General features: G+C 59.2%; 6 protein-coding genes and 1 rRNA gene. 4 read left to right on the top strand and 3 right to left on the bottom strand.

All coding sequences use genetic code 11. The features are described 5' to 3' along the window. The first annotated feature begins 9 nt into the window (after window positions 1-9). The 3 genes from ACEW7X_RS02255 to ACEW7X_RS02245 all read left to right on the top strand — a co-directional run bounded on the left by ACEW7X_RS02255 (window position 10) and on the right by ACEW7X_RS02245 (window position 7,495). The gene (locus tag ACEW7X_RS02255) at window positions 10-987 is read left to right on the top strand and encodes a FecR domain-containing protein (protein ID WP_068375506.1); all 978 of its coding nucleotides are present in this window, start codon (window positions 10-12) and stop codon (window positions 985-987) included. 132 nt (window positions 988-1,119) lie between these two features. After that, the gene (locus ACEW7X_RS02250; RefSeq protein ID WP_253596634.1) at window positions 1,120-4,053 is read left to right on the top strand and encodes a TonB-dependent receptor; all 2,934 of its coding nucleotides are present in this window, start codon (window positions 1,120-1,122) and stop codon (window positions 4,051-4,053) included. Window positions 4,054-4,561: 508 nt separating this feature from the next. After that, window positions 4,562-7,495 carry a TonB-dependent receptor gene (locus tag ACEW7X_RS02245; RefSeq protein ID WP_253596637.1) on the top strand — a complete coding sequence of 978 codons (2,934 nt, stop codon included), beginning with the start codon at window positions 4,562-4,564 and terminating at the stop codon, window positions 7,493-7,495. Window positions 7,496-7,729: 234 nt separating this feature from the next. On the opposite strand, the gene ACEW7X_RS02240 is transcribed toward ACEW7X_RS02245, so the two are convergent. After that, complete coding sequence (locus ACEW7X_RS02240) at window positions 7,730-10,243, bottom strand: FepA family TonB-dependent siderophore receptor (protein WP_253596640.1); 2,514 nt, start codon at window positions 10,241-10,243, stop codon at window positions 7,730-7,732. A 979-nt stretch (window positions 10,244-11,222) separates the two neighbouring features. Between ACEW7X_RS02240 and ACEW7X_RS02235 the strand changes: the two genes are divergently transcribed. After that, window positions 11,223-11,450: a GNAT family N-acetyltransferase gene (locus tag ACEW7X_RS02235; RefSeq protein ID WP_339138288.1), complete on the top strand. Its 228-nt coding sequence runs from the start codon at window positions 11,223-11,225 to the stop codon at window positions 11,448-11,450. 35 nt (window positions 11,451-11,485) lie between these two features. Here the strand turns inward: ACEW7X_RS02235 and ACEW7X_RS02230 are convergent, their stop codons facing one another. Further along, the gene (locus ACEW7X_RS02230) at window positions 11,486-11,671 is read right to left on the bottom strand and encodes a transposase (RefSeq protein ID WP_416054493.1); all 186 of its coding nucleotides are present in this window, start codon (window positions 11,669-11,671) and stop codon (window positions 11,486-11,488) included. A 131-nt stretch (window positions 11,672-11,802) separates the two neighbouring features. Then, window positions 11,803-11,915, bottom strand: a 5S ribosomal RNA gene (gene rrf, locus ACEW7X_RS02225). Between the last annotated feature and the right edge of the window lie 149 nt (window positions 11,916-12,064).

Below are 12,064 nucleotides of genomic sequence, written 5' to 3'. Positions count from 1 at the left end.
GCCGGCAGCATGGCCAATACACCGGATACACGCATAGACCCCGGCATCCTCAACGAGGCGGCGCACTGGCTGCTGCGCATCCAGGAAGGCCATCTGGATGCGGAACAACAGGCCAGCTTTGCCCGCTGGCATGGCCAGAGCAGCGAACACCAGCGGGCCTGGCGGCGTGCCGAACGGCTGCTGGACAAAATGGGCAGCATGCCAGCAGGCCTGGCTGCGCCCACGCTGCGGCGCGCTAACAACATCGGCGGCGCCAGCCGCCGCGCGCTGCTGCGCAGCGTCGCCGCCATCCTGGCCCTGGCACCTGCCGGATGGCTGGCCTGGCAGGCCCGCCCCTGGTTCGAACGCCTGAATGCCGATTACGTCGCCGGCATCGGCGAACAACTGGACGCCACGCTGGACGACGGCACGCGGATCTCACTCAATACCGACACGGTGCTCGACGTGCTCTACACCGTCGAACAACGCCTGCTGACACTCAAGCGCGGCGAGATATACATCAGCACGGCACCGGATACGCAACAGCCGCCCAGGCCATTCCGGGTGCGCACCGACCACGGCAGCATGCAGGCGTTGGGAACGCGCTTCGTCGTGCGTCAACACGAAGACCATACGCTGCTGGCCGTCTATGAAGGCGCAGTGCGCATCACCCCCGCCGATGCCGGGCCGGGCGTGGCCGTCACCTTGCAAGCGGGGCAGCAGGCTGGCTTCACGCGCCAGCACGTCGGGCCGCTGACAGACACCAGCGAAGCCGCGTCGGCATGGCGCAACGGCCTGCTGATGGCCGATGCCATGAGCCTGCCACAGTGGGTTGCAGAACTCTCCCGCTACAGCCAGGACACCATCGAATACGCACCGGGCCTGCGCCAATTGCAATTGTCCGGCGCCTTCCCGGTGCACGACATCGAACTGGCCTTGCAGATGCTGGCCCAGACCTACCAATTGAACGTCCGCCGCAACGGACGACGGGTCTATATCGGCCGTTGAGGCCGCCTGCTGCAGCCCGCCATCCGGCCCGAAAATATCCTTTTTCATTCCTCATGCGACAAGGAGAGTGAAAGACCAGCGTGTCGCGCAGCGCTGGACCTGACTCCGCCCTGTTCTCAAGGAATGATCGAGATGTCCCGTCCCCCTGTTGCCCCCCGGCCAAGCCTGCGCCTGTCACCCATCGTGCTGGCAGGACGGCTGGTGCTTTTCGGCGTGTCCACCACCGCCGCCGCTGCCCTGCTTTTGGGCCCCGACACGGCACATGCCCAGGCCGCGCCTGACTCTGCTCACCTCGCAGATACCAACGTGCGCCAGTACAACATCCCGGCCGGCCCGCTGGGCCGATCGCTGGCGCAATTCGCCACGCAATCCGGCCTGCTGCTGTCTTTCGACCCGGCCATGACCCGCGGCCTGCAGGCTCCGGCTCTTCAGGGAGGGCATACCACCGGCGCCGGGTTGCAGATCCTGCTGGCGGGCAGCGGACTGGAAATCATCCGACGGCCCGACAGCAGTTACACGCTGCGCCAGAAGAAAAATCCAGGCAAGGTGGCCGAACTGCAGGAAGTCACGGTCGTGGGCAGTATCAGCCCTGCCGAAGAGGTCTACACCGCGCCACGTTCTTCCGTTTATATCTCGAGCGCTGAAATCGAGCGCTACGTCCCCATCTCGACCAGTGACCTATTCAAGGGCGTGCCCGGCGTGCAGGTGGGCGACTCCCGCAACGGCGGCGCGCTGGACATCAACATACGCGGTATCCAGGGGCAAAGCCGGATCGCCGTCACCGTCGACGGCGCCCAACAGGCGCTGGACGTCTACCGCGGCTACGCCGGCACCCAACAACGCAGCTATATCGACCCGGACCTGCTCAGCAGCATCACGATCAACAAGGGCCCCAGTCTCTCGGCCAGCGCAGGCGGCAACGCCATCGGCGGATCGGTGGAAATGCGCACCATAGGCGTGGACGATATCCTCCTGCCCGGCCAATCCGTCGGCGTGCGCCTGATGGGCAACCTCTGGAATAACGGCCAGAAGCCGGCGTACCGCCCGGAAAGCGTGGACAGCGCCAGCGATCTCTCGACAGAACCACACGACAAACATGGCGACCTGTTTGGCTCCCATGCGCAATCCGGCAGCCTGGCCTTCGCAATCGCCGGAGAAAAAATCGACTTTCTGGCAGCCGTTGCCAAGCGTGAACAAGGCAACTATTTCGCCGGCAAGCACGGTCATGACGCCTATCGAAGCTGGGACGAATATGGCCGCGAGGAAGAAACCGTCGCCAAGGTCTATCAGCCAGGCGAAGAAGTCCTGAACTCCTCGGCCGAGACCCGGTCTGTCCTGCTGAAAACCACGATCCGGCCTGCCCCCGGACATACACTGGAACTGGGCTACCGCAACTACGACGGACGCCAGGGCGAAATCATGCCGTCGGACATCTTCCGCTTCGGAACAGCCAATATTTACCAGTATCCGCAGGGCCGCATGCGCATAGATACGGCCACGCTGCGCTACGACTTATCGCCTGCCGACAATCCGCTGATCAACCTGAAAGCCAATCTGTGGGCCACGGATGCCCGCAGCAGCCAGCTCAACGCCGTCACCGTTCCCAGCAGCGAATTTTTCGTCACTGACCGTGGCTGGGTGAGGCAGAACAACCGGCGCATTGGGGGTGACCTCAGCAACCGCTCGGAATTCGGCAGCGCCATCGGCAACTTTGCCGTCGATATCGGCGGCTCGTTCCAGATTGAAGAACTGGGCCCGCAATCCCGGGTCGTGACCACGCAACACGATATCAATGCGAACCGGCAACTGCGCGATGCTCACCGCCGCCAAATGGATCTCACCGGGAAAATCGAGTACCGACCAATCGACCAGCTGAAAATATGGGCCGGCCTGCGCTTCAGCCAGTACCACACCCGCGACCGCAACGTCATTGCCACAGGAGTACGGGAAACCCGCCTGGTACGCAATATCGTGGTGTCCAAACCCGGCATGTGGGGCAACATGTGGTGGGAGGCCGACGCCAACGGTGAATTCACCGATGCGACCGACCCCCGCCTGCATAACGGCATCGTCTGGGAAGACTCCAACCATCCCTTCAATGGCATCCCTTACGACGAAGCCTCGCAAGACGCCACCGTCACGGTCTACGACCCGCGCGAAGTCGCCATCGTCACCGGCTACACCTATTCCCAACCGCAGGAAGACAGCGGCCATGGCTACGCTCCGTCCGTTGGTGCCGAATACGAATTCGCCCCGAACTCCATCGCATATGTCTCCTACACACAGGGGCTGCGCCTGCCCTCCCTCTTCGAAAGCAGCCTGGGCACCTTGCAGGTCCACCCCGGCCAGGCGCTCAAGCCGGAGCGCTCACGTAGCTGGGAAATCGGCTTGAGCACGCTGCAGCACGGCGTCCTGAGCCAGCGCGACATGCTGGCAGCCAAGCTGGCCTATTTCGATACCAACATCAAAAACTACATCACGCGCTACTACGACCCCACCACATGGGGGCTGATGACCTTCACCAACACTGACCGCTACAAAGTCAACGGCCTGGAATTCCAGTCGCAATACGACACCGGTACATTTTTCATGGACCTGTCCGGCACCCGCTACTTCCATGCACAAACTTGCGATGCCGCCTTTGCCGGTCATTTGCGCAGCAACGCCAATGAATACATGCCGACGGAAAACACGCCTGACTGCACCCCGGGCAGCTTCATGGGGTCCTTCTCCAACACGCAGAACCCGCCAAAGTACGCCATCAACCTCACGCTGGGCACGCGCCTGCTGGACGAACGGCTGACCGTAGGTGGCCGCATGGTGTTCACCGCCGGCCCGACCGAAATCCTGGACAAGCCCTGGCAAGTCGGCGCCACGACGCCCCAATTGCTGTACCGCCCCGTCAAAGTGTTCGACGCCTTCCTGAGCTACCAATTCCATAAACAGGCGTCGCTCAATGTTTCCCTGCAGAACATCACCAACCGTTATTACCTTGACCCGCTGGCGCAAAGCTATATGCCTGCACCCGGCCGCACCCTTAATGTCGGCCTGAAAGTGCAGATGTAGGGCCTGCCACCGCCAACCGCCTCAATCGGCCCGGCACGACCAAGATGCCGGGCCGACGCGGGCAAGACCGCACATTCCCCCCGACAAAAGAAACAAAATGTAAAATTCCAGGGAAAAATATACTTTCCTGCGCGTCGTTCGACATAGGTAATGAAAGCCGGCAAGGAAACTGCCGGCTATCGGCTCTGTCACGGGTTCCCCCCGGATTCCAACATTACCGGAAGCTTGCCCATCATGTCCTGCGTCGCTCTGCTGAAGCTGCGCCGCGCGTACCAGCCACGCGTGTCGCCCACCTGCCTTGCCCTTGCGGCCTGTGCGAACGCCGGACCCGTTGGGCCGGCAGTGCATTCAGCGATTTCTTTTTCCTTGAAGCAGAAATCATTCCCATATTGAAAAAATATCCGACATTGGCCGTACCATGCCCGCATCCAGACAGACCGGTTTACCTGATGCCCGCATCGACCCTTGAGGATATCTCCCGCCACCCAGCGGAAACCATTTGCTCAGCATGAAGCCACAACCCGCCCTTTCTGCCCCTGGCCGCCTGCACCCTGGTGCCGCAGCCGTCCGCCAACTCATGTTCGGCCTGATCATCAGCACCGCGCTGATGCCCGGGCTCGTCCCGACCGCCCAGGCCCAGGCCGTGGGCAGTGCAGCGCTGGATGGCAGCACCCTGATCGACTACCGCCTGCCCGCCATGCCCTTGAGCCGCTCGCTGGCGGAATTCGCAGCTCAATCCGGCATTCTGCTGTCCTTCGATCCCGCGCTGGCAAGCCAGCGGCAGGCGCCTGCGCTGCAAGGCACTTATACGGCGCGCGAAGGCATGAACCGCCTCCTGTCCAACAGCGGCCTGGAACTGGTATCCCGCCCGGATGGCAGCTACACCCTGCAGAAAATCGCAGGCCCGGTCGCCACCCTGCCCAACGTCACCGTGGAAGGCACAGCGCCCGACAGCGCGGAGCGCGCGGTCTACACCGAGCCGCGCTCCTCGGTCTATCTTTCCGAGCAGCAATTGCGCCGTTTCGTGCCGCTGTCCCCCGGCGACATGCTCAAAGGCGTGCCTGGCGTGCAGGTCGGCGACAGCCGTAACGGCGGCGGGCTGGACGTGAACATCCGTGGCATCCAGGGCCAAAGCCGCGTCGCCATTACCGTCGATGGCGCCCAGCAGGCGCTGGACGTCTACCGTGGCTATGCTGGCACCCAGCAGCGCAGCTACATCGACCCGGATCTCATCAGCAACGTCACCATCGACAAGGGCCCGGGGCTGTCGGCCGCCACCGGCGGCAATGCCATCGGCGGTACGGTGGCCATGCGCACCATCGGTGTCAACGACATCATCCCCGCCGGGCAAAGCGTCGGGGTGCGGATCACCGGTGAAATGTGGAACAACGGCAACAAACCGGCACACCGCTCGCGCGACGGCTCCAACTACAACAGCTCGTCCGATCTGTACAGCGAACCGGAAAGCAAGCACGGCAACCTGTTCGGGTCGAATGCACAGGCAGGCAGCATCGCCTTCGGCTACACCAGCGAAAAGGTGGACCTGGTCGCCGCCTACGCACACCGCACGCAAGGCAACTATTTCTCCGGCAAGCATGGCTACGACCGCTATGTCGAATATGAATCATCGGGCCGCGAAAAAAACACCGTCGCCAAGATGTACAAGCCCGGCGAAGAAGTCCTTAACTCGTCGGTGGAAACGGAGTCCGTGCTGGTCAAAACCACGATCAGGCCCGCCGCCGGCCATGCACTGGAACTGAGCTATCGGCGCTACAACGGCCGCCAGGGTGAAGTCATGCCTTCGGACATCATCCGCAGCGGCACTGCCGGCATCTATCAATACCCCACCGGCAAAACGGAAATCGACACCACCTCGCTGCGCTACAACTTCAATCCGGCCGACAATCCCTGGATCGACCTGAAGTCCAACCTGTGGTTCGTCGGCGCACGCACGTCGCAGATCAACGGCGTGATGGCCCCCAGAAGCGAAATGTACGTGGGCGACCGCGGCTGGGTGCGCCTGAACAACCGCCGCATCGGCATGGATCTGAGCAACCGCTCGGAGTTCAGCAGCAACATCGGCGACTTCGCCTTCGAACTGGGCGGCTCCTTCCAGGCAGAAAACCTCAGCCCGCAAGCCGGCGTCACCATTACTGAAGACGACCGCAACGCCAATCGCATCCTGCGCGACGGCAAGCGGCAGGAAATCAACCTGACCGGCAAGCTGGAATACAAACCGACCGACCGCCTGACGCTCTGGACCGGCGTGCGGTTCAGCAAGTTCAAGTCGCGTGACCGCAATACCTACGCGACGGCAGTCCGCGAAGACCGCGAAAAGAAATCCGTCATGGTCTTCGCCAACGGCAAGCTGGGCTACATGGATTGGTACCCGGACGAAAACGGCGAATACACCGACGCCACCGATCCCTTGAAAAACAATGGCTTCGTGTACTCCGACTCCAACCACCCGGAAGTCGGCGTCAACCTGGATGAATTCGGCGAACCCAGCTACGTCGCCGCCTCCAATCCCATGGTGATCTCCACGGTCGTGGGCTACAGCCACAGCGAACCGCTGTCGTCACACGATCACGGCATCGCGCCCGCATTCGGTATCAGCTACGAGCTGGCACCGGATACGCAGGTCTATGCCTCGTACTCTACCGGCATCCGCCTGCCCTCACTGTTCGAAACCTCATTGGGCACACTGCAGGTATCACCGGTGCAGAACCTCAAGCCGGAACGCTCGCGCAACCTGGAGCTGGGCTTCAGCACCATCCATAGCGGCGTGTTGTCCTCGGCCGACCTCGCTGCCTTCAAGTTCGCGTACTTCCGCAACGATGTCAAAAACTACATCACGCGCTATTACGATCCTACCCTCAATGGCTCGATGACGTTCTCCAACGCCGACAGCTATCAAGCCAGCGGACTGGAACTGCAATCCCAATATGACAATGGCCGGATCTTCACGGATCTGTCTGCCACGCACTACCTGAAAACGCGCACCTGCGACGCGGCCTTCGCCGCCAACCTGCGCGCCAAGGCAGACCGCTACATGCCGACAGAAAACACGCCGGACTGCACGCCGGGCAGCTTCATGGGCTCATATACCAACACCCAGAACCCGCCGAAGTATGCCGTCAACCTGACCGTTGGCACCCGTTGGCTGGACCAGCGCCTGACGGTTGGCAGCCGCATGACCTTCACCTCGGGCCCGACGGAAAAAATGGAAGAGCCCTGGCAACAAGGCGACACCACGCCCCAGCTGATCTACCACCCCGTCACCCTGGTTGATGCGTTCCTGAGCTATCAGTTCCACAAAATGGCCGCCGTCAACGTCTCGCTGCAGAACATCACCAACCGTTATTACCTGGATCCGCTGGCACAAAGCATGATGCCCGCCCCAGGCCGCACCCTGCGCGTCGGATTGCAAGTGCAGATGTAAACACATCGACTTCCAATCACAAAAACCCGGTTTCCACGAATGGCGGAACCGGGTTTTTCACATCTGGCATCAGCCTGGCTTCCCCCTGCCATGGGCATCCAGGCGTTACTCTCGAAGCAGTACAGCAGGCCAGGGGTGCCGTGGCCACCTGCCACGGCGGTTCTGAAACATACGGTGCAATGTATTTAACCTGCCGCTTCCACACGAGATATCGGATGGAAGCTGACCATCAGCTTAGAACGACACCGTCGTGGTCAGGTAGTACGCCCGGCCAGGTTCGTTATAGGTATAGGCACCGCCACTGACGCCGTTGGAACGACGCTTGATGACCTTATCAAACAAATTGCTGATCCCCACACCAATGCGGAGGTTCTTGTTTACGTCATACAGCGTGTTCAGTCCGATCACTGCGTACGGGCTCACACTGTCCAGTGCCGCCCCTTCCGCATCGGCGCCACGAGCCGTCAAAGTACGAGGCTTCTGAGTGCCGTACCAGCTCATTGTCAGCTGAGCGGACAGCTGTTCCACTGGACGCCACAGCAAGGTACTGTTAAGCGTATATTTGGGAATAATGCTCAATGGCTGATCGGTTTCCCGATCCTTGTTATCCAGCATCCAAGTGAAATTGTTGAGCAGGCTTAAAGTGTGCCCACTCTCTCCGAGCAACGGAATATTCAGGTTACCTTCCAAGCCTTGAACCAAGGCCTTACCCGAATTGTGCCACTGGTAGTATTTGTACGTGCCGACATCAACCGTACCCTGTGTGTACATGTCTGCAGTAATTTTGTTCTTGTAATCATTGCGGAAATAACTGACGCTTGCATCCCACCCCTGGTGATTGTCCCACTGCACGCCGATTTCCTTGTTGACACTGATTTCCGGCTTCAGGTCAGGATTCCCCTGGATGTAGCAAGGGCCACTCACGTTAATTGGGCAACCATTGCCACGCGTGGTATACCAGTAATTTTCATTGCTCTGATACAAATTAGGTGCTTTATATGCGCGAGCAATACCGCCCTTCAAACTGAAATCAGAGCTTAACTGATAGGTTGCATTCAGACTTGGGCTCCAATTGCTGCCAAATTGATTGTGATGATCGAGCCGCACACCTGGCGTGACAATCAAATCGTCAGTAATTTCAATGTTATCTTCCAGATAAAAAGCGACACTGCTCGCCGTCGACTTTGGATCAGTGCCTTGTGTAACGCCGCTAGGCGGTGCTTGCAACAAGGTATTCGGATCTTTCAAGCTCTCATGACGATACTCGATCCCCGTTGTCAGTACCTGTGACAAGCCGCCCAGCGTAAACGGTGTGTAGAGTTCACCATTTGCATAAAGATTCTTGAGATTGGATTCCAGATATGACAGGGGAGACGCACAACTACCTTCCGGGCTACCGGCAGAATTTTTGCGGCAATCCAAATTGCGCGTGTCTTCGTACTGAAGAATGACGCGGGAATTTCCTAGCTTTCCCCAATCGCCCCGGTGAGTCAAAGCTGCTGTCTGGCGATAGGTGCGGCGTACTTCTGCGCCATCATTGGCCAATTGCTCGATCAGTTCCTCATCGCTGACATTCACAGGATACTCACCGGTATAAGCGTTGCCCTGGCGGCTGAAACCAAGATCCAGTTCGACCACATGGTCGGGATTGATATCCAGACGCAGTAAACCGTTTATATCTCGATTGCGTACCCCTTCGCGACCTGCTGCGTTACCGCTGACAACTTCATCTGCATTGATATCTGGCGAATCAGCATTGGTCTTGGCTGCATTGCCATAGAGACGAAACGACAGTTTGTCGTTCAAGGGCCCAGACAAATTGAAACCGATTCTGCGCGCATTGCCCTCATCGCCATTTTCCGGTTGATTGTAGTAGCCGGTCAGCGAGCCGGAAATTTTGTCCGTGGGGGGCTTGGTAATGATGTTGACCACCCCACCAGCAGCGCCAGAGCCATAGCGCGCAGCGGCCGGCCCACGAATGACCTCAATACGTTCTACTTGATCGGCCGGCACCCAGTTGGTATCACCTCTTGTATCGCGTTCGCCGGAACGGCGCATTTGCGCGGCTTCCCGGGACCTGACCGGTTTGCCATCAATAAGCACCAATGTGTTTTCGGGACCCATGCCACGGATATCTATCTGGCGCTGATTACCATACGCCCCGCTAGAGCTCGCGCCGGTCAGGTTAACGCCGGGAACCGTACGAATAATTTCGGACAGATCAGTTGCAGGCGGGCGGATCTGGAGGTCTTCCGCAGTGATTATGGAAACACTCAACTGTTGTTTAAGCTCTTCCTCTGCGGTACCTAAAACCCGGACCGCCTCTAGCTCACGAGTCGCAACCGGCTCATGGGCGATGCGTACACCGCCAGCAGCAGTCAAAGCGAAGAGACCATGGGGCTGCAGAGCCTGACTAAACGCCTGGGGTGGTGTGAAGCTTCCCCTCAGGCCCGGACTGGGCACGTCCAGCGAGACGCCAGGCTCCAAGTCGACGGACCGGCCTGTCTGCTGACTGATGTGATTCAAAACCTCGGCCAAAGAGCCGGCAGGCACATCAAAACGTTGCATCTGCTCAGTTGGTGCCTGTGCGTACGCCACCGCCGCCCCGAAGCATAGGACCGCAGCACCAGTGACATGCGCTGCCAGCGAGAAAGGCGCGACGACTGCACGATGCCTCATTTGAGCGACCATGCGCCGAAGATCGAACTTCCTGCCACATTTATTGGATAGCGATGCTGGACTCGTCATTCCGGATATCCTATTTGATTGATACAAACGTATCGGACGGGTTAGATAGCTGAGGCATGGCAATCGCCATTGAGGCATGCCATGGCCCTATGCCAGTCAGCTTGCAAGCCGTTTTTCCCAACACCAGGAGCAAAGTACGCAAGCCGCGTCTGGCCTCTTAATTTACAAATGCAAATCGTTTTCGATTTTATTTTGTAAATTAAGAAACCTCAACAGCTTGAGAAATTGCAGTATTTTCTTTAGATAAGAGCATCACCCCTCACATCACCAAGGTACATCCACGAACATCTGGCATTCGTCACTGTTCCTGACACCGTCATCGCACCGCGACGACAGCGATATCTCCCATGGTTCTCCACAATTTCGTGGCGGTTTCACCACCAAGCCAGCATCGTCTTTTTCAACGTACAGCGACCTGGCAAAGACCTGTGCGAGCACCATAAAGTGAAAGTGGCGGGCATGAATGTGGCCGAGATACCTCGGATCAAGGAATTAACGTCGGAGAACGAGCGCCTCAAGTGGCTGGTGGATTAGCCATTACCGGTCATTGACGGGTGGAAGGCACTCAATCAAAAGCAGGCGGTCCCCGGCGCGGCGATGCGAAACGTTCGATGCGCTGATCCGGTGGGGGTTATCACACCGCAAGGCATGCTGCTACCTGGGCCGGAGGAGTCGACGGGTGTCGACCTAAACAAGCAAGCAGCCAGAGAAAGACCGCAAGCGATGGGAGCGCTAGATTGCCTTGCCCCAGGAGGGGCCGCGCTTTGGCTATCACCACACTGCGGCCTGGTTATCAGTGGATGCCCCGGAAAACCGTAAGTGACATGCTTGCGCCATGCTGCCGATAGCCTACCTCCGTGATTGACAGGAAATAGAGCTGTGACACGAGCATTTCAGAAAAACAGGCGCCGGCAGCAATGCACCAGATAACGCCGCGACAGGTTCTACCACCACCTTCAACAGGGCTTCCGGGGATCACATGGTGCAGGCCCTGCTACCGGAAGACGAAGGCCACGGCCTGGGTCGTTTGCTGCTGACGCAGGTCGTGGAGACCTTGCGGCACCTGGGCAGGCAAACCCTGTTCCTGTCCTGTTCCAGTGATCCCAAGGTACGTTCCTACGGTTTTTACCGTCATCTGGGCTGGGTGCATGACGGCGGCACCGATGAAGCCGGGGATCACATTCTGGTGCTGAAGCCCGCAGGCTGAGGCAGGCTGGCGCCCCGATGACGTGGGCGCTGCATTCAGGCTGTCTTTATGTATTCCCCGACCCAACGTCGTAGCAGATTGGCGTTCAATCCGTGGGCCAACGCGATCGAGGCAATCGACACATGTGGCGGCAGGCACTGTATCGCCAAGTCACTTTTGTATTCCGCCGTGTACCGCCGACGGCGTCTCGGGCCAGCCCCGATCTGTTCCGCAGAGTGCATACTGCTCCGCCGGCACAAGGTGGGTTCGTCGGACGGTTACTTTCGTCGGGCCCGACCGGCCTGATGATTTCCGGACGCCCCAAAGACAAAACCCCTCTCTGCGTGTGCAGAGAGGGGTTCTGAGGATAAGAGCTTGACGATGACCTACTTTCACAGACGTCCGTCCACTATCATCGGCGCGAAGGCGTTTCACTGTCCTGTTCGGGATGGGAAGGAGTGGTACCACCTTGCTATGGTCGTCAAGCGTAACTGTTTGGCTGGGATGGGATTTAGCCATCCTGGCCCAATTCGGAAGAAACACACGGTGCGAGAGTATAACTCATCGCACACTTGAGGTTGTAATTTATTTCGTTGGCCTGGCTGCTGACGGAGCAGCCAGGTTTTGAGTTTTGA

Source organism: Kerstersia gyiorum (assembly GCF_048595715.1).
Lineage (GTDB): Bacteria > Pseudomonadota > Gammaproteobacteria > Burkholderiales > Burkholderiaceae_B > Kerstersia > Kerstersia gyiorum.
This window is presented reverse-complemented; position numbering and strand designations above follow the sequence as displayed.

Coding starts and splice junctions, on each gene's coding strand:
- ACEW7X_RS02245 (WP_253596637.1), top strand. CDS start 4,562: ATGAAGCCACAACCCGCCCTTTCTGCCCCTGGCCGCCTGCACCCTGGT.
- ACEW7X_RS02235 (WP_339138288.1), top strand. CDS start 11,223: ATGGTGCAGGCCCTGCTACCGGAAGACGAAGGCCACGGCCTGGGTCGT.
- ACEW7X_RS02230 (WP_416054493.1), bottom strand. CDS start 11,671: ATGCACTCTGCGGAACAGATCGGGGCTGGCCCGAGACGCCGTCGGCGG.
- ACEW7X_RS02240 (WP_253596640.1), bottom strand. CDS start 10,243: ATGACGAGTCCAGCATCGCTATCCAATAAATGTGGCAGGAAGTTCGAT.
- ACEW7X_RS02255 (WP_068375506.1), top strand. CDS start 10: ATGGCCAATACACCGGATACACGCATAGACCCCGGCATCCTCAACGAG.
- ACEW7X_RS02250 (WP_253596634.1), top strand. CDS start 1,120: ATGTCCCGTCCCCCTGTTGCCCCCCGGCCAAGCCTGCGCCTGTCACCC.